This window comes from Acidovorax sp. Root568 (assembly GCF_001427445.1).
Lineage (GTDB): Bacteria > Pseudomonadota > Gammaproteobacteria > Burkholderiales > Burkholderiaceae_C > Acidovorax > Acidovorax delafieldii.
Genome location: NZ_LMGP01000001.1, coordinates 233,086 through 250,601 on the forward strand (window position 1 = coordinate 233,086; position 17,516 = coordinate 250,601).

General features: G+C 65.2%; 20 protein-coding genes. 6 read left to right on the forward strand and 14 right to left on the reverse strand.

Going from position 1 to position 17,516, the window contains the following annotated elements; translation table 11 throughout:
• Positions 1-156: 156 nt before the first annotated feature.
• Together ASD75_RS01065 and ASD75_RS01070 are read right to left on the reverse strand one after the other, a co-directional pair.
• A complete protein-coding gene (locus ASD75_RS01065; RefSeq protein WP_056742386.1) occupies positions 157-726 on the reverse strand; it encodes a cob(I)yrinic acid a,c-diamide adenosyltransferase in 570 nt (189 codons plus the stop codon).
• Positions 727-987: 261 nt separating this feature from the next.
• Entirely contained in the window at positions 988-1,428 is a 441-nt protein-coding gene (locus ASD75_RS01070; protein WP_056057040.1) for a hypothetical protein, read from the reverse strand.
• Positions 1,429-1,744: 316 nt separating this feature from the next.
• On the opposite strand from ASD75_RS01070, the gene ASD75_RS01075 reads away from it, so the two are divergent.
• Positions 1,745-2,086 carry a calcium-binding protein gene (locus tag ASD75_RS01075; RefSeq protein ID WP_056743146.1) on the forward strand — a complete coding sequence of 114 codons (342 nt, stop codon included), beginning with the start codon at positions 1,745-1,747 and terminating at the stop codon, positions 2,084-2,086.
• Positions 2,087-2,221: 135 nt separating this feature from the next.
• Here the strand turns inward: ASD75_RS01075 and ASD75_RS01080 are convergent, their stop codons facing one another.
• The 10 genes from ASD75_RS01080 to ASD75_RS01125 all read right to left on the reverse strand — a co-directional run bounded on the left by ASD75_RS01080 (position 2,222) and on the right by ASD75_RS01125 (position 10,689).
• Positions 2,222-3,025, reverse strand: a complete 804-nt coding sequence (locus ASD75_RS01080; protein WP_056742387.1) for an amino acid ABC transporter ATP-binding protein — start codon at positions 3,023-3,025, stop codon at positions 2,222-2,224.
• Positions 3,009-3,662 (reverse strand): amino acid ABC transporter permease, encoded by a 654-nt coding sequence (locus ASD75_RS01085; protein ID WP_056057035.1) that lies wholly within the window; start codon positions 3,660-3,662, stop codon positions 3,009-3,011. Before ASD75_RS01085 ends, ASD75_RS01080 begins: the two co-directional genes overlap by 17 nt.
• Before the next feature lie 6 nt (positions 3,663-3,668).
• Positions 3,669-4,343 carry an amino acid ABC transporter permease gene (locus tag ASD75_RS01090; RefSeq protein ID WP_056742389.1) on the reverse strand — a complete coding sequence of 225 codons (675 nt, stop codon included), beginning with the start codon at positions 4,341-4,343 and terminating at the stop codon, positions 3,669-3,671.
• Between the two features lie 68 nt (positions 4,344-4,411).
• A complete protein-coding gene (locus tag ASD75_RS01095; protein ID WP_056742391.1) occupies positions 4,412-5,233 on the reverse strand; it encodes a transporter substrate-binding domain-containing protein in 822 nt (273 codons plus the stop codon).
• The gene (locus tag ASD75_RS01100) at positions 5,230-6,024 is read right to left on the reverse strand and encodes a GntR family transcriptional regulator (protein WP_056742394.1); all 795 of its coding nucleotides are present in this window, start codon (positions 6,022-6,024) and stop codon (positions 5,230-5,232) included. Before ASD75_RS01100 ends, ASD75_RS01095 begins: the two co-directional genes overlap by 4 nt.
• Before the next feature lie 255 nt (positions 6,025-6,279).
• Complete coding sequence (locus ASD75_RS01105; protein ID WP_056742396.1) at positions 6,280-6,744, reverse strand: DUF2752 domain-containing protein; 465 nt, start codon at positions 6,742-6,744, stop codon at positions 6,280-6,282.
• Positions 6,716-7,288, reverse strand: coding sequence for a hypothetical protein (locus ASD75_RS01110; protein ID WP_056643459.1), 573 nt, complete (start codon positions 7,286-7,288; stop codon positions 6,716-6,718). Before ASD75_RS01110 ends, ASD75_RS01105 begins: the two co-directional genes overlap by 29 nt.
• A gap of 108 nt (positions 7,289-7,396) precedes the next feature.
• The gene (locus ASD75_RS01115; RefSeq protein WP_056742397.1) at positions 7,397-8,905 is read right to left on the reverse strand and encodes a carboxylesterase/lipase family protein; all 1,509 of its coding nucleotides are present in this window, start codon (positions 8,903-8,905) and stop codon (positions 7,397-7,399) included.
• On the reverse strand, positions 8,902-9,900 hold the full coding sequence (locus ASD75_RS01120; RefSeq protein WP_056742399.1) for a tripartite tricarboxylate transporter substrate binding protein: 999 nt from the start codon (positions 9,898-9,900) through the stop codon (positions 8,902-8,904). The genes ASD75_RS01115 and ASD75_RS01120 overlap by 4 nt, the downstream gene beginning before the upstream one ends.
• A 96-nt stretch (positions 9,901-9,996) precedes the next feature.
• Positions 9,997-10,689, reverse strand: coding sequence for a TetR/AcrR family transcriptional regulator (locus tag ASD75_RS01125; protein WP_056742401.1), 693 nt, complete (start codon positions 10,687-10,689; stop codon positions 9,997-9,999).
• A gap of 170 nt (positions 10,690-10,859) precedes the next feature.
• Between ASD75_RS01125 and ASD75_RS01130 the strand changes: the two genes are divergently transcribed.
• The 3 genes from ASD75_RS01130 (at position 10,860) to ASD75_RS01140 (ending at position 14,107) form a co-directional block, all read left to right on the forward strand.
• Positions 10,860-12,284 (forward strand): FAD-binding oxidoreductase, encoded by a 1,425-nt coding sequence (locus tag ASD75_RS01130; RefSeq protein WP_056742403.1) that lies wholly within the window; start codon positions 10,860-10,862, stop codon positions 12,282-12,284.
• A 42-nt stretch (positions 12,285-12,326) separates the two neighbouring features.
• Positions 12,327-13,178, forward strand: a complete 852-nt coding sequence (locus ASD75_RS01135) for a class I SAM-dependent methyltransferase (RefSeq protein ID WP_235511513.1) — start codon at positions 12,327-12,329, stop codon at positions 13,176-13,178.
• A gap of 392 nt (positions 13,179-13,570) precedes the next feature.
• Positions 13,571-14,107, forward strand: a complete 537-nt coding sequence (locus ASD75_RS01140; protein ID WP_156400923.1) for a hypothetical protein — start codon at positions 13,571-13,573, stop codon at positions 14,105-14,107.
• 192 nt (positions 14,108-14,299) lie between these two features.
• Here ASD75_RS01140 and ASD75_RS01145 read toward each other — a convergent pair whose 3' ends face one another.
• The gene (locus tag ASD75_RS01145) at positions 14,300-14,626 is read right to left on the reverse strand and encodes an NIPSNAP family protein (RefSeq protein ID WP_056742413.1); all 327 of its coding nucleotides are present in this window, start codon (positions 14,624-14,626) and stop codon (positions 14,300-14,302) included.
• A gap of 79 nt (positions 14,627-14,705) precedes the next feature.
• Between ASD75_RS01145 and ASD75_RS01150 the strand changes: the two genes are divergently transcribed.
• Together ASD75_RS01150 and ASD75_RS01155 are read left to right on the forward strand one after the other, a co-directional pair.
• On the forward strand, positions 14,706-15,434 hold the full coding sequence (locus ASD75_RS01150) for a helix-turn-helix transcriptional regulator (protein ID WP_056742415.1): 729 nt from the start codon (positions 14,706-14,708) through the stop codon (positions 15,432-15,434).
• On the forward strand, positions 15,428-15,754 hold the full coding sequence (locus tag ASD75_RS01155) for a YnfA family protein (RefSeq protein ID WP_200947545.1): 327 nt from the start codon (positions 15,428-15,430) through the stop codon (positions 15,752-15,754). The genes ASD75_RS01150 and ASD75_RS01155 overlap by 7 nt, the downstream gene beginning before the upstream one ends.
• 50 nt (positions 15,755-15,804) lie before the next feature.
• Here the strand turns inward: ASD75_RS01155 and ASD75_RS01160 are convergent, their stop codons facing one another.
• Positions 15,805-17,394 (reverse strand): ABC transporter substrate-binding protein, encoded by a 1,590-nt coding sequence (locus tag ASD75_RS01160; RefSeq protein ID WP_056742417.1) that lies wholly within the window; start codon positions 17,392-17,394, stop codon positions 15,805-15,807.
• Positions 17,395-17,516: the final 122 nt, after the last annotated feature.

Below are 17,516 nucleotides of genomic sequence, written 5' to 3' on the forward strand. Positions count from 1 at the left end.
CATCGCTAGCGCGATCCGGGATGGGGGACACCGCCAGCGCGGCGGAGCGGCCCTTGCGCGGCGGTCCTGGCCTGGGGAAGCGCCCGTGGCAAAGGCTGGGGGGTGTTTTTGATGAAATCGGCCCCAAGCGCCAGAAGAATATGCGCTGGTAGCTATCTATTCTGTAGCGGTTTGCTGTGCCAGGCGCTCGCTTTTCCAGTACACGTCATCACCGCCATCCATGCGATTGAGCACGCGGGCGAGCACGAACATCAGGTCGGAGAGGCGGTTGAGGTACTGGCGCGGCGCGTCGTTCAGGGCCTCTTCGTTGCCCAGGGCGACCACGGCGCGTTCGGCGCGGCGGGCCACGGTCCGGCACACGTGGGCCTGTGACGCGGCGCGGGTGCCCGCGGGCAGAATGAACTCCTGCAGGCGCGGCAGCGCGGCGTTGTGGTGGGCCAGGGCTTCGTCCAATGCCAAGACGGCGTCGGCCTTGAGCAGCTCGAAGCCCGGGATCGACAGCTCCCCTCCCAAGTTGAACAACTGGTGCTGCACCTCGACCAGCAAGGTGCGGACTTCATCGGGCAGCGGCTCGCACAGCAGCAGGCCGATGTGCGAGTTGAGTTCATCCACATCCCCCATGGCGTGAATGCGCAAGCTGTTCTTGGAGACACGCTGGTTGTTGCCCAGGCCGGTGGTGCCTGCGTCGCCGGTGCGGGTTGCGATTTCTGTGAGTCGGTTGCCCATGGGGAGCCTTGATGAGGAAACGGGAGGATGGATGCCAGCTTCTGCGCGGCACAAGCCACCGCAGTGAATCTGCCCGGATTCTCCGCCACCGCCACGCGGGTGCAAGCGTTTCGCCTCCAATCCCCCTACGCACTGCGCCCTGAGCACTGACCGCCCACCACACGCAGCATGCCCGCTACGCGAACCCACGCCCTGTGGCACACAACATGGTGTGCCACAGGGCGACGGCGCAGCGCTATCAAGGCGCTGCGTACGGCGAGATCAATGCGCAGCGGGGGCACGGTTGAGCTTGTCGATGTCTGCCGTGGATACGCCAGCGTTGGTGGGCTTCATGGTGTCCCATGCATGTGCGTGGTAGGTGTCCCACTCCTGGCGCGACACCATGCCGTCGCCGTTGGTGTCCATCAGGCGTGCATTGACGCGTGCATCGGCCTTGGCTGCGGCCTTGCCGCCTGAAGCGCTGGGGTTGATCTCGGCCACCGGCGCCGCACGTCCGTCGCCAGCTGCGGGGTTGGCAGGCATGGCGCTGCTGTTGGCGCTGCGCGTGTCCACCTTGTTTTGTGCCTTGGACGCCGCCGCACCACCGGATGCAGAAGGGTTCACCTCGGACGGAGGGCGCGCATTGCTGTTGGCGGGGGCCTGGGCCAGCGCAGCGGTGCATGCCAGTGCGGCCAGAGCGGCGAAGACGGTTTGCTTTTGCATGGAGAACTCCTTCAGGAAAACGTACGATCAAGCGAAATGCTTGGATGCATTGTTTTGTCGCGCCCCGACCCCGCTTGTAGGACGTTCACGGGCCTGCAGGTCAGGCCAAGCGCCTGAGCAGGTGGGGTGTGAACGCGCACCAGGGGACGCTTGCGTCTGGCTACAAACTGTGCGGACATCTACACACAACAGGCGTGCCGCGTTACACCGCGCTGGCAAATGTTGAGTGAGGCAACAGCAGGCAAGAGTGCTGGCGCGGCACGCTTTGCTGCGGTGCAATGCAAGCCTGTTCAACTTCAAAGGAGCCAGGCTCACCATGAAAGCACTGCAACGACGCCACTACTCGTTCGACACACGCAGCGTGATGCTCTTCGCCGCCCTCTCTCTGGGTGGTGTGGGTGCCTTGCAGGCACAGACCGCCTCACCTGGAAAAACCGCCTCTCCGACAGAGGTCCCCTATTCGTACGGCCCGGGCACTGGCAATCCTTCCAAGGCGGCTACCACCGCATTCCAGCGCGCAGACGCTGACAAGGACGGCAAGCTCAGCGAGAAGGAAGCCGCCCAATTGCCTGCGATCAGCCAACGATTCAAGGAACTGGACGCTGACCACAACGGCACCCTCTCGCCCACCGAGTTCGAGAAAGGCTTGCTGTCCTGACACCCAGCCTCCAGGTTGCGGCTTGGGTACTCAAACCCATCAGCCCCATGGTTTGACATAGCCGCCCATCGTTCCCGCGCCCGCCTGTACTGGAACCTCCAGACCACGGGCGGGATTTTTGCGCAGTCGGTCAGGTCAGTCGTGCAACGATGACAAAAACTGCTGCAGCTCAGGCGTCTGCGGACTTCCAAACAGCTGGGCAGGCGTGCCCTGCTCATGCACCCGCCCCTGGTGCATGAAGATCACACGGTCGCTCACCTTGCGGGCGAACGCCATTTCGTGCGTGACCATCATCAGCGTCATGCCTTCTTGCGCCAGCGATTCGACCACGCGCAGCACCTCACCCACCAGTTCAGGGTCCAGCGCCGAGGTGATCTCGTCGCACAGGAGCACCTGCGGCTCCATGGCCAGTGCGCGCGCAATGGCCACGCGCTGTTGCTGCCCGCCCGAGAGCTGGTCGGGCATGGCGTCAAACTTTTCGCCCAACCCCACGCGCGCCAGAAGCTGGCGCGCCTGCGCCTCGGCAGTTGTGGCATCGCGCGCCTTCACGAGCGTGGGCGCCAGCATGATGTTGCGGCCCACAGAGAGGTGCGGAAACAGATTGAAGCTCTGGAAGATCATGCCCACCTGCTGGCGCAGCGCGCGCATGGCGGCGGGGCTGTCGTGCAGCAGCTTCTGGCCGTTGACGCTGAGGGCGCCTTCCTGGAACTCCTCCAGCCCATTCACGCAGCGCAGCAACGTGCTCTTGCCTGAGCCACTCTTGCCGATGATGGCGATGACCTCGCCGCGCTGCACTTTCAGGTCGATGCCCTTGAGCACTTCGTTGCTGCCGTAGGACTTGCGCAGCGCAGTGATGTCCACAATGGGCGGCTCACCCACCACGATGCCGTCGTGCGCAGGGGTGGGTTTGGTTGCGGAGGCTTCAGCGGCGATGGCCATGGAGTTTCCTTTCAAGGGACTGCGCCACCAGGCTCACCGGGAAGCACAAAACGAAATACAGCAGCGCTACGCAGGCGTAGACGAGGAAGGGCTTGTAGGTGGCGTTGGAGATCATGCTGCCCGCCTTGGTCAGCTCCACAAAGCCGATGACCGAAGCCAGCGCCGTGCCCTTGATCACCTGCACCAGAAAGCCCACCGTGGGCGGCACCGCGATGCGCAGCGCCTGCGGCAGCACCACATGGCGCAGCTGTTCGCCGAAGTTGAGCGCCAGGCTCTGCGCCGCCTCCCACTGCCCCTTGGGGATGGAGGCCACACAGCCGCGCCAGATCTCTGTGAGGTAGGCACTGGTGTAGAGCGTGAGCGCCACCGCAGCGGCCGTCCACGGCGAGGTCTTGATACCGAACAGCGCAATGCCGAAGTAGGCCAGGAACAGCTGCATCAGCAGCGGCGTGCCCTGGAACACCTGCACATAGGCGCCCACGGCGCGATCCACGCCACGCACTTTGGACAGGCGCAGTACCAACAGCACCAGGCCCACCAGGCCACCACCGATGAAGGCGATGAGGGACAGGGACACCGTCCAGCGCGCTGCCAGCAGCAGGTTGCGCAGGATGTCCCACAGGGAAAATTCAACCATCTCGATTTACCTCCCCACCAAGAATCGGGTCCCCACCCACACCAGCAGACGACGAGTCAACATCGACAGCACCAGGTACATAGCAGTGGCCAGGATGAAGGCCTCGAAGGCGCGGAAGGTGTTGCTGGAGATGAGGTTGGCGGCGTAGCTCAGCTCGGGTGTGGAGATCTGCCCGCACACGGCCGACCCCAGCATCACGATGATGATCTGGCTGACCATGGCGGGCCATACCTTTTGCAGCGCCGGCGGCAGCACCACACGGCGGAAGGTCTGGCCCGGCGTCAGCGCCAGGCTGTGCGCGGCTTCGATCTGGCCGCGTGGCGTGGCCTCGATGCCTGCGCGGATGATTTCGGCGGAATACGCGCCCAGGTTGATCACCATGGCCAGCACCGACGCGAACTCGGGCGAGAGCTTGAGCCCCAGCGCGGGCAGCCCGAAGAACAGGAAGAACAGCTGCACGATGAAAGGCGTGTTGCGCACCAGCTCCACATAGCTGGCCACGGCCCAGCGCAGCGCAGTGGGCCGGTGGCCCAGATTGCGTGCACGCGCCCAGGCGCAGACCGTGCCCAGCAGCAGGCCCAGCACGGTGCCCACGATGGTGAGGGCTATGGTCCAGACCACGCCACGCACCAGCAACGGCCACGACGCGAGGACGGCAGAAAAATCGAGCGCAATCAGCATGCTTGTGCCCTGCGCCGCTTGTCGCGCCGCAGGCCCTTGGGTTTCAGCAATTCATCCTGTGCGCCGCATCACAGGGGCAGGTCACCCGCAGGACGACCCAGCCACTTGTTGGACAGCTTGTCGATGTCGCCCGACTTGCGGGCCTCGGCAATGATTTCGTTCACGCGCAGGCGCAGCTTGTCTTCGCCTTTGGCCACACCGATGAAGTTCGGGCTGTCCTTGAGGAGCAGCTTGTATTCGGTGGCCAGGTTGGGGTTCTTGACCATGATGGTGCCCGCCGTCGATGCGCTGGTCGCAATGGCCTGCGTCTGGCCCGACACAAAGGCCGCAATGCTGGCGGCGTGGTCTTCAAAGCGCTTCACGTCCACGCCGGCAGGCGCGACCTTGGCCAGCTCCTGGTCTTCCATGGCGCCGCGCGTCACGGCCACCGTCTTGCCCGCCAGGTCGGCAAAGCTCTTGATGTTCAGGCTCTTGCTCGCAAACACGGCCTGGAAGAACGGTGCGTAGGCCGCAGTGAAGTCGATCACTTTCTCGCGCTCGGGGTTCTTGCCCAGCGTGGAGATCACGAGGTCGGCCTTCTGCGTTTGCAGGTACGGGATGCGGTTGGCGCTGGTCACGGGAATCAGCTCGACCTTGACGCCCAGCTTGGTGCCGATGTAGTTGGCCATCTCCACGTCCAGCCCCTGGGGTTTGAGGTCCGTGCCGACAAAGCCGTAGGGCGGGTAGTCGGTGGGAATGGCGATCTTGATTTCCTTGGCCTTGAGGATGTTGTCCAGCGCATTCTGCGCGTGGGCGGCAGGTGCGATCAGGGCCGCTGCGAGGCCGGTGGCGGCAAGCACGCCCAGGGTCAGGCGGCGGGTGGACGAAGTGACGGTGCGGACGGTGGTCATAGCAGGGCTCCTAGGTAGGTGGATGCGTCGGCAGTTGCGTCTGGGTCAGACGCTGGGGGGATGGAACTGGTGGCGGCGCGGGGCTTGCGCGCGCGGGCTGGTGCGGTGGTTGGTGCGGGGCTCTTGCGCACCGGTGCCAGCGCGTCGCGCAGCCCGGCCAGCGGGTCGCTGCTGGCCTGCAGGCGCAGGGCCGACTGCACGGTGCCGATGTGCTCGGACATGAGTGCCTCGGCGCCGGCAATATCTCCCGCTTCCAGCGCCTCGACGATGCGCACATGGTCGGCACAGCTCTGAGCCGCATCGTGCGATGACTGGTAGAGCATGGCGATGAGCGTGGTGCGCGCCGTGAAGTCGCGCAGCGTGTCGGCCAGCAGGCTGTTGCCCAGGCATTCGGCCAGGCACACATGGAAGTCCCCCAGCAAGAAGCTGCGCATGCCCACATCGGTGCCCGCCAGCGCGGCTTTTTCGCGTTGCAGATGGCTCTTGAGCTGGCGCAGCGCCGTCTTGTCCACCACCTTGAGCTGGTGCAGCAGGCCCAGCTCGATCACGCGGCGCGCCTCAAAGGCCTCGCGCGCTTCGTCCTGAGACGGCTCGATCACATACCAGCCGCGCCGGGCACTGACGGTGACGATGCCCCGTGTGGCCAGCCGCGTGAGCGCCTCGCGCACGATGGTGCGGCTGCAGTCGAACAGCATGGCCAGCTGCTGCTCGCCCAGGCGGGAGCCGGGCGCGAGCTTTTGGGCCATTACGGCTTCGATGATGCGGTTGCTGATCTCGGTGGCGGTGGTCATTGCCTGCGGTATCGCAGGTTCCGTGCCAACTGGTATACAAGCTGAATGCACCAGCCTGGCGCACGGAGGCTGTGCACCATGGGGCAGTCTGCCCCGCAACGATGCGCGGGGCTGCGCTAACCTGACCCAAGGGGATGCTGGTGCATGGATGTGGTGCAGGCGCTGGCGTTGGCGGACCACCGGCTGCGCAGGGCACTCAGACGGCCATAGAAGGCGGTTGCCTCACGAAGAGGTAAGTACCAAGACCCCGGGCGGCTACACCAGCCCGACCAGGCGCGAGAGCCAGGACAGCACCAACCCGCTGCCCAACACGGCAAACACTGCCGGGTGCCACCAGGGCCAGCGCGCCACGCGGCGGCGGCCCTGAGCGCCTTCGACCACCGCCTGGCCCGCCAGCAGCGGCAGCCACAGCAGCAACATCAGCGCACCCGGGTTGGCCGCCCAGGCGGCCGCCCAATCGCCCTGGACCAGGGCCGCACACGCGTGAGTGCCGCCGCACAGCGGGCAGGGTATGCCCGTCAGCGCAAGAAACCCGCAACCCAGACCCAGCCCGCCCTGACCCAGCCACCAGGGTGTGGCCGCCATGGCCAGCGGCCAGCCCAGGCCCAACGCCAGTCGCTGCCGCCGATCGCCCCCGCCCAAAGGCTGCCAGGCGGGTGGGCTGCCCACCGGCACCACTGCGGGGCCGGGGTCAGAGGGGAGGAAGGGCCACCGGCTCATCGCCCACCAGCTGGCGTGCCATGTAGTAGGAGCCGATGGTGGACAGCGGCAGCGTCAGCAGCGCACCCACCCAGCACAGCAGGAAACCCAGCGAGCCCACAATGCCCAGCACCAGCGAGCAGAAGAACGCCGAGCCCAGGTTCTTGGTCACGATGGTCCAGGCCTGGCTGAAAGCCGCGACGCCATCGCGCTCGCCGCGCGCTACGAGGAACAGTGCCACCGGGGGCAGCGCCATGACCAGCAAGCCGGGGATGAAACACAGCATGAAGCCCAACGACACCACCAGCGAACTGATGAGCCCCGCCACAAAGGCGGGCACAAAGTCATCAAAGCCCCGAAAGACGTCGCCGATCTGCACCGCTTCGCCGCGCGTCTCGCGCTCGATCATGCGCATGTAGCCCACCATCATGGGCCCGGCCAGCAGGCCGGCGCTGATGCCGGCGACCACCATCACCAGCAAGGTGCACACCACATGGGTGAGGACGTTTTTCTTGAAGGTGCCCCAGGCACCCGACAGGCAATCTCCCACACTGGCTGAAGCCATGGCAATCCCTCTCTCTGTAGTTGGTCAGTCGCGCGCAAGCGCTGGCTCAGTGTAGCGAGCCAACGGCCGCTGTGGTACCCCTGACGGGTGAGCCCTGAGAGAGGGTCGCTACAGAACTCCCTCCCACAGCGCAAACCGCTCCGGCTGCGTGTGGGGCGCACAAAACAGCGTTTCGCCCACATGCTGGACCGGTGGCTGTGCACCGGCATACGGCGCCCATCCAGGGTTGCCATCTCGCGCAAACGCCACCCAGCGCTGCTGCAGTGCCTCGGCCAGCACAGCGGGCGGCGTCGGCCCCGTGAGTTCCTGCCCTGTGGGCGTGTGGAGATTGCCGAACACAAACGGCAGCTCCACCCCATGCGCTGCGCCCAAGCGCCCGCGCCACTGCGGCGAGGGCCAGGTGAATTCATAACCATGGGCGCTGCGGGCCCAGCGGTGGGCCAGCGCGGCAATACGCTGCGCGGGCACACGGTAGTAGTAGTCGGATTGCAGCGCACACAGCCACTCGCCAGGCGTTTGCTGCGCGGGTGGCAGCATGTTTCGCAGGGCCTGTGCGGCGGAGGCATTCAAGCCCACGTCCTGCGCAAAGGCATGGACCTGCGCCTCTGTCACCCGGTCAATGGCACCGCCGGGCACGTGGTACAGGCGCATCTCCTGCGCGTTGCTGCCCACCAGCACCTGCAGGTCGGGCGGCTGGGCCGCCCACTGCTGCGCAAGCGCCTCCAACGGCGGTGCGGTGAGCATCTGGCCATCCACCACGGGCCGCAAGGGAAAGAAGTTGCGTCCGCCCAGCCCGTGCTGTTGCCGCAGGGCGGGCTCGGAGGCCAGCCGGTGTACGGCGTGCAGCACAGCAGCCTGCTGCGCCGCGCCCAGTGCAGCCAAGGTGGACTTCACACCCGCCAGCACGGCCACGGCATGGCGCGCCGCAGCGGCCTCCTGCAAGGTCTGGCAGGCGACGCTGGGGCTTTGCAAAATGGCGCGCTGGAACAACCCACGCGACGCGGGCATGCCCATCAGACAGGCCAAGGCCCCGGCACCGGCCGACTGGCCGAACGCCGTAGTGCGCGCTGCATCTCCGCCCCAGGCGTGGATATGGTCGCGCACCCACTGCAGTGCCATCAGCAGGTCCAGCAGGCCGCGATTGGCGGGCGCAGCGTGCTCCTCGCCCTCGAAGTGCAAAAACCCGTCAATGCCCAAACGGTACTGCACCGACACCAGCACCACGCCGCGCCGCGCCAGCGCTGTCCCGTCGTACAGCGACTCGCTGGCCGCGCCGCGAAAGAAGCCTCCGCCATGCACCCAGACCATGACGGGCAGGTGGGCTCCTGGCTCGGCGGTTGGCGCCCACACATTGACCGCCAGGCAGTCGTCGCCCCCCAGCATGGGCGCATCGGCACGCGCGGTGCGGGCCAGCTGTGGTGCCATGGGCGCAAACGCGGTGGCATCGCGCACACCAGACCACGGCAATGTGGGCAACGGCGCCGCAAACCGCAGCGCGCCGCGTGGCGCTTGCGCGTACGGCATGCCACGGAACACACGCACGCCTTCCTCCCACAGGCCGCGCAGTTGCCCACCGTGGGCCAGCGTGACCTGAGGCTCTGCAGTGCCCGTCGTCATTCCGTGGCCAGGCCCAGCTTGTCGATCAGCGGGCGCCACACGGCCGCATCACGCGCCGCCCAGGTGCGCGCATCGGCAGGTGCGGTGGCAGTGAGCGTGACGTTCATGGCTTCAAGGCGAGCCTTGTACTGCGAATCGCCACCCCGACACTTCTCAGTGACCGCATTGAGCCGGTTCAGCAACTCGGGGGGCGTGCCGGCCTTGGCCACCACGGCGATCCACGCGGGCCGCGCCAGGTCGCTGGCGGCCGGCAAGGCTTCGGCGATGGTGGGCACTTCGGGCAGCAAGGGCGAGCGCTGCGCACCAAACAGCGCCAGCGGCACCAGCTTGCCCGCCTTGACCTGTGCGGCCGCCGTGCCAATCACCAGCGTCATCGCGTGGATCTGCTGGCCCATGAGCGCGGTCAGGCCCGCGCCCTCACCCACAAAAGGCACATGGGTGCCGGGCACACCCAGCTTCTCCACCAGCGCCGAGGTCAGCAGGTGCGCTGGGCTGCCCTTGCCCGGCGACCCGAAGTTGACCCCGCCCGGCGTGGACCGCGCCAGCTTTTGCAGATCCGCCAGGCTGGCAATACCCTGCCCTGCGGGCACGGCCAGCACCAGCGGCGACGTGCCCAGCACGGCCACGCCGTCAAAGTCGCGCAACGGATCGTAGGGCTGCTGCTTGTAGACGTAGGGCGTGATGGTCATCTGCGACATGCCGATGCTCAGCAGGTTATAGCCATCTGCAGGCTGGGCCTTGAGGTAGTTGACAGCCAGGATGCCGTTGGCCCCGGGCTTGTTCTGCACCACGACGGGCTGACCCAGTTCGCGCGCGGCACAGTCGGCCCACACGCGGGTCATCGCGTCCGAGCCACTGCCGGGCGGCTGCTGGGCGATGAGCTGGATGGGTTTGACCGGGTAGGCAGCAGGCTGCTGCGCCTGGGCGCGACCGGCCAGGCAGGCGAGTGCAGCCAGCGCGACCATGCTTGGAACGCGCGTAAAAGCTGAGGTCATGGGTGTGTCTCCTGGTAATGTTTTCTTCGATGGATGTCCGCGATGCGTGGCGTGCAGGCGGGAGATGCCGCACGACAAGCAGGCAGACAAAAGGGGTCAGCGACGGCGTGTGCGTGTCTTGGTGGACACAGCGGCGGCCGTTGATGGCACAGCCGCTTCGCACCGGGTGGCAATCCAGTCGGCCAGGCAAGCCAGTTGTGCCTGCTGGACGGTATCGGGCACGGTGGGCGGTGCAGGCGCAAACAGCTGCAGCAGCCCCAGCCCGCGCAGCGACGACAGCACGAGGCCCAGCAGTCCATCGCGGTCGGGTTCTGCCGCCAGCTCGGGGAAGGCCGTGAAGAAGCCTTCGTGCATGCGCGTCTGCACACTCTGGCGCAGCTCGGCGATGTGGCCCAGTACCTCGGGCTGGTTGCGGCAGCCCAAGTAGATGTTCCAGGCCACGATGAAGCGCGGCTGCGCGTAGACCAGGCGCCACACCGCCTGCACAAACTTCGCCGCCCGCTCGCGCGCTTGCAGTGCCGCGCTGGGCCAGAGTTCGCCCGAGCGCACGGTGGACTCGATCAGCTCGCTCAGCACGTTCATCATCAGCACCGCCTTCGACTCGAAGTGGTGCTGCACCGCGCCCGAGGTCATGCCCGCCGACTTGGCCAGCTCGTGGATGGACATCTCCTCCAGGCTGCGGTGCTGGATCACGTCGATGGCCGTGGCGATCAGGTGCTGGCGGGTGGCGGCGCTGCGCTCCGCATGGGTGCGGCGCGTCCCGGCCTTGGGGGAAACACGGTGGTTCATGGCGCTTTCACAATATACATTTCGAACGTAATGTATTTACACCACCGCTGACCAGCAAGCCCGTGAATACCCGCATCCCCACCCGGGCCCAAGGTGGATCACCCAGGGCCCAGCCACGGGGCCGAACCTAGAATGCTTCTCACTGACCGCACCCACCGGAGACACACACCATGAACGCCCCCACCGCTGCCGCCCACCTGCTGCCCGAAATCAAGCTGCGCGACGTGCCCCAGGCCCTCATCGATGCGCTGCAGGCCCGCTTTGCCGCGCAATGCTCGCTGGCCCAGGCCGTGCGCGAGCAGCACGGGCGCGACGAGGGCTCGTTGCAGGCCCCGCCGCCCAGCGCCGTGGTGTTTGCCGAAAGCACGCAGGATGTGGCCGACGCGGTGAAGCTGGCCAGCCAGTACAAAGTGCCCGTCATCCCTTACGGCGCGGGCTCGTCGCTTGAAGGCCACCTGCTGGCCGTGCAGGGCGGCATCAGCATCGACGTGAGCCGCATGAACCAGGTGCTCAGCATCAACGCCGAAGACCTCACGGTGACCGTGCAGCCCGGCATCACGCGCAAAGCACTGAACGATGCGATCAAGGACACCGGCCTGTTTTTCCCCATCGACCCCGGCGCCGACGCCAGCATTGGCGGCATGGCCGCCACCCGCGCCAGCGGCACCAACGCCGTGCGCTACGGCACCATGCGCGAGAACGTGCTGGCGCTGGAGGTGGTGACCGCCAGCGGCGAGGTCATCCACACCGGCACGCGCGCCAAAAAGAGCAGCGCGGGCTACGACCTCACGCGCCTGCTGGTGGGCAGCGAAGGCACGCTGGGCATCATGACGCAGATCACCGTGCGCCTGTACCCCCTGCCCGAGGCCGTGAGCGCGGCCATCTGCTCGTTCCCGAGCATCGAGGCTGCCGTGCGCACCACCATCCAGACCATCCAGCTAGGTGTGCCCATCGCCCGCGTGGAACTGATCGACCACCACACCGTGCGCATGGTGAACGCGCACAGCAAGCTCAATCTGCGCGAAGAACCCATGCTGCTCATGGAGTTCCACGGCTCACCCGCCAGCGTGAAGGAACAGGCCGAGATGGTGCAGGACATTGCCAGCGAATTCGGCGGCCAGGCTTTTGAATGGGCCAGCACGCCCGAAGAGCGCACGCGCCTGTGGACCGCGCGGCACAACGCCTACTTCGCGGCCGTACAAAGCCGCCCCGGCTGCCGCGCCATCAGCACCGACACCTGTGTGCCCATCAGCCGCCTGGCCGATTGCCTGCTCGAATCGGTGGACGAGGTCGAAGCCAGCGGCATCCCCTACTTCCTCGTCGGCCACGTGGGCGACGGCAACTTCCACTTTGGCTACCTCATCGACCCCAACAGCGCCGAAGAACGCACCAAGGCCGAAGCCATGAACCACACCCTGGTGGCCCGGGCCCTCAGCATGGGCGGCACCTGCACCGGTGAGCACGGCGTGGGCATCCACAAGATGGGTTTTTTGCTGGACGAAACCGGCACCGGCGCGGTGGATATGATGCGCGCCATCAAGCGGGCGCTGGACCCGAAGAACATCCTGAACCCGGGCAAGATCTTTGCGCTGTAGCCGCATTGGGCGATGGCGACACCTGGCACCTAGAATGGCCGGATGATCAAGTACAACATCCCCGCAGTGCCGGTGCAGACCACATACCGCCCTGCCACGCCTCCGCCGGCAGCCATGGCGGGTGAACTGATCGACTACCTGGCCTGTCCGCTGTGCGAAAGCAAAGCATTCGGGCCGCTGTGCAGTGCTGATTGCTCCCACCATCCGCGTTATAGCCCCGAGCTCTCGCGCACCATGCACTGGCGTCAGTGCGCGGCTTGCCGGCACGTGTTCCGTAGCGGCTACTATTCCGATGCAGCACTGAATATCGTTTTTCGTGGTACGAATGAGTCGCAGGTGGTGGGCTACGACTTGGAGCGGCAACGCTATGTCTCCGCACAAATGATCGAAAAGGTCCTTGCCTACCAGACCCACGGTACCTGGCTGGATGTGGGCTTTGGCAATGCGTCGCTGCTGTTGACGGCACAAGAATATGGTTTCGAGCCAGTGGGCCTGGACCTGCGATCGCAATCCGTGCACGAGTTGCGCAAATGGGGTGTAGCCGCACACTGCCAGGACGTTGCCGAATTCCAGTTGTCCCACCCAGCCAGTGTGATCAGCATGGCGGACGTGCTGGAACACATGCCATTTCCCAAGGTCGGTCTGCACGCAGCCCACCGGCTCCTTCACCCTGGCGGAGTCCTGCTAATTTCGTTGCCCAACATGGGGTCGCCGGTCTGGAAAGCGCTGGATGCAAACAACGCGAACCCTTACTGGGGAGAAATTGAGCACTATCACAATTTTGAACGTGACAGACTCTATGCACTTCTCACTGAGTCGGGCTTCCAACCCGTGCGCTATGGCATCAGTCAGCGCTACCGCGTCTGCATGGAGTTGATTGCGGTCAAGGCATAGCCTCCCCGTCGATAGTGCCGCCAACACATGACGGTGCTGGCGGGCTCGAAGCCTCTGGGGCCTCCAGCAGCCAGCAGCAGCTGAAGCGACGGCAACATAGGGACAGTGACTGTTGTCCCGTCGAGCGGGATTTTCCCCTCCCCGTTGAAGGCGATGAGGCGGTGAAGTCAAAGGCCGTGAGACAGGTATCTTGGTTCGGACAACGTCGCATGTGCGAACCCCTCGCCTGCATCGCACTGGCAGACGCTGAGGCAAACTACCGTCGGCAGTTCACCCACCAGGCCTCAGCCAGTTTCGCGCCACTACAACAAACAAATTCCGCGATCTCAAGGGCCATCCATCCACCCGACTCATCCCGTCAATGGGGTCGGTGATGACATAAGAAGACATGCATGCAAATCAAGTCACGGCAAACGCTCACGAATGCGCTAGCTCGTTGGGGAGAGCACGAGGCCCAAGGTCGGCTGGCAGGAAAAATCCAGGTTGACGCCACAAATCCCATGGTGTGCACAGAATTCGCACTCCTGTCCAGATCACCGTACATAGCGCGAATACTGTTGCGCGAACCGCAGGCTGTCTTTGAGGTTGAAATGAACGCGGTCGATATCGGAAATCTCGTTCTTGCAGACGGGAGATCCGTCGAATCCTGGCAAGCCGGTACGGCGCAGGACGACAGCGAATCAGCCGCCCATATTCAGCGGCTGATCCATGACCCAGGGGAAGGGGCGAGCAAGGGATATCTCCTCTGCGCCGCAACACTGGTTTCGGACAATCCATCGCAGCAGCTCAGCGATATCGTTCTCTACGACGGCTGGCACAGGGCTGCAGCCTTTATGGAGAGGGTGCGTTTAGCCCGTGCCAAGAGTATTCCCGGCTATCTGGTGATCACTCGCACGGCAGATCGCTTCCTCCCGATGGGTCTGAGATGAGTTCAGAACACCCAACTTGCCCATGGCCCTGAGTCCTGCGGGCAACATCTTTCAGATGTGGTCACATCCATGCCCGCCAGCACGTACCACGTCGCGAAATGACAGAGCCTCGCAGTTCTGATCATTTTCACGCTCACTCCCGTCGGCCTCCGCAAGGAGGTGGAGCGCCAGGTCCGGGCTCAGGCGGCTGCGTCACCGTGCGGGCAGGCCCAGCGTGCCTTCCACGGCCAGGGTGAAGGTGCGCTCCTCCCTCAGGATGAAGTGTCCGTCCTGCGCCAGTGCAAAGTTCGCACGGCCTTCCGGGTCTGCGCGCAGCCGCGCACGGTAGGCCTCGTAGGCAGCCAGTGACTCAAAGCCGATCAGGCCCCAGGCCTCGTAGTTGCTGCCTTCATGCGGCAGAAAGTAGCCCAGCAGATGGCCACCGCAGCGGGGAATGATCTGGCCCCAGCGGCGTGCGTATTCGGCGAACAGCTCGCGCTGAAAGGGATCGATTTCGTAGCGAATGAAGCATGTGATCATGGCGTTCAGGAGAGGTTGGTGGACAAGGGCTTCACGATAGGCGGTTGACGGCCATCAATGGTTCGCCCAAGATCGAACCATGAAAGACGGCCCCCACATCGCGCGCATTGCCGCGCTCATCGGCGACAGCGCACGCGCCGAAGTCCTCACCGCCCTGATGGCCGACCGCGCGCTCACGGCCACCGAGCTGGCTGACATTGCAGGCGTGACCAAGCAGACCATCAGCGCCCACCTCGCCAAGCTGCTGGATGCAGGCCTGATCGCCGTGGAGAGCCAGGGTCGGCACCGCTACTTCCGGCTGGCAGACCGCGATGTGGCGCACTTGCTGGAGTCACTGATGAACGTGGCGTTTCGCGCCGGTGCCGTGCGGCTGCGCGCCAGCCCCCGGGAGCCAGCACTGCGCCGCGCGCGCATGTGCTACGACCACCTGGCGGGCGAGGTGGGCGTGCAGTTTTATGAAGCGCTGGTGCGCCAGGGCATGCTGCAGGCCACGCCCCAGGGGACGACCATCACGCCCGCTGGCGCGCGGTGGTTTGCGCACGTGGGTATCGACACATCCACACTGGCGCAGCAGCGACGCATGGTGTGCCGCCCCTGCCTGGATTGGAGCGAGCGCCGCCACCACCTGGGCGGCGCATTGGGCGCGGCGCTGCTGCAGCGCCTCTTCGAAGGGGGATGGGCACACCGCGCGCAGGGTTCACGCGTGGTGCACTTCACCCCCAAGGGCGAGCTGGCGCTGCGCCAGTGGCTGGCCACCCACACGGATGCCCCGAACTCCAGTGCCGCACAAGGCCCCGCACCATGCTGAATACCCTGCTGCTTTTCATCGCTACGGCCCTCACCGAAATCGTGGGCTGCTACCTGCCCTGGCTCTGGCTCAAGCAAGGCAAGCCCGCGTGGCTCCTGTTGCCTGCTGCAGCGAGCCTGGCCCTGTTTGCATGGCTCTTGACGCTGCACGATACCGCAGGCGCAGGCCGCGTGTATGCAGCCTACGGCGGGGTCTACATCGGGGTGGCACTGGTATGGCTGTGGGCGGTGGATGGCATCCGCCCCACGCCATGGGATGTAGCGGGCGTGCTGGTGGCGCTGGCAGGCATGGCGATCATCATGCTGCAACCTGCGCGCTGACGCCGACATGCGCCGGGGGCAAGGCGCTGACCGGCACCTCAGGAAGCAACTCAGTTCACCTTGATCAACCGCCAATCGATGCGGTTGTCCGGCCGCTGCACCAGCTCCACGTTTTTCTTCATGGCCCAAGCCAGCATCTGGTTGTGCAGGGGGATATGGGCCACGGTGTCGTTCTGCAGCTGCAGGCCTTCGGTGAGCAGCCGGTTGCGCACGGGCAGGTCGGTCTCGGTCTTCACGCGGTCCACGATGTAGTCCATGCGCTCGTTGCTGTAGCGGCCCAGGTTGTAGTTGCCATCGCCCCCCGTGGTCTTGGTGCGGGTGAGCGACTGCAGTGTGTACAGCGCATCAAACGTCGGCACGCCCCAGCTCAGCAGCGCGATGCTGGCCTCGTGCCGCTGGGCCATAGGGTAGTAGCTCACGGCGGGCATGGTGCGCAGCTTGGCCTTGACGCCGATGCGCGACCACATGGCGGTGATCGCCTGGCACAGTTGCTCGTCCTGCACGATGGCGTTGTTGCTGCAGGCAAAGTCCACCTCAAAGCCGTCGCTGTAGCCGGCTTGCGTCAGCAGTTCTTTGGCGGCATTGGGGTCATAGGGCAAACGTTTGTCGACCGCCTCGGTCCACCCGTTGACCAGGGGCGAAACCATCGCGCCCGTGGGTTTTGACATGCCGCGCATGGTCACGCGCTGCAGTGTTGCGCCATCGATGGCCTGGTACAGCGCCTTGCGCACGCGCAGGTCTTTCAGCGGATTCTTGCCCTTGATGTTGCTGCCGGGCAGCTCATCGCGGAACTGGTCCAGGGCCAGGTACACGGTGCGGTTCTCCACCATCTCCATGACCTTGAGGCTGGGGTGGGCACGCAGGCGGGCCAAGTCCTGAATGCTGGTGTCGCGCACCATGTCCACCTCACCCGAGAGCAGCGCGGCAATGCGTGTGGCTTCGGACTTGATGTGGGTATAGGTGATCTCGGTCACATTGCCTTCCGCCTTGCCGGCATTCCACCAGTGGGGGTTGGCGGCAAACACGATCTTCTGGTCGGGCACCCATTCCTTGAGCACGAACGGCCCGGTGCCCATGGCATTGCGGTGCGAATAGGTTTCGTCCTTGGCCTTGATGTCCTTGGGCTCCACCGAGTTGTTCTTCTCGGCCCAGGCCTTGCTCATCACGCGCAGCTCGGTCAGCTGGTTGAGCAGCACAGGGTTGGGGTTCTTCAGGAAGATGTCGAGGGTCTCGCCGTCCACCTTGGCGATGCGGTCCATGCCCTGGGTGTAGATGGCGTAGGTGGAGGTCTTGCTCATCGCACGCTGCAGCGAATACACGACGTCGTCCGCCGTCATGGCAGAGCCGTCACTGAACTTCACGCCCTGGCGCAGCTTGAAGCGCATCTGCGTGGGGCTGACCTGCTGCCACGACGTGGCCAGCAGCGGCTCTACCCTGAGCGTGCGGCTGTTGAACATGACCAGCGACTCGTACACCGCCGCATGGATGCCGTTGCCCAGCGCGCTGTTCTGCGAATGGATGTCCATGGTCTGGATGTCGCTGGAACCGGACCACTTGAACGGCTTAGCCAACACGGCAGGAGATGCAACAACTGCCAGGGCCAGGGTGGCTACCACCGGCAATGAGAACTTGAATGGCATGAAAAGTCCTTCGTGAAGAATGAAGCATGACGAACCGGCAATATGCAGCAGGACGTGCACCAGCCAAAGCGCCTGGCGCGCTAGTGTGGTGCTGGCGATTCATCGTTGACGCCAGGACCATT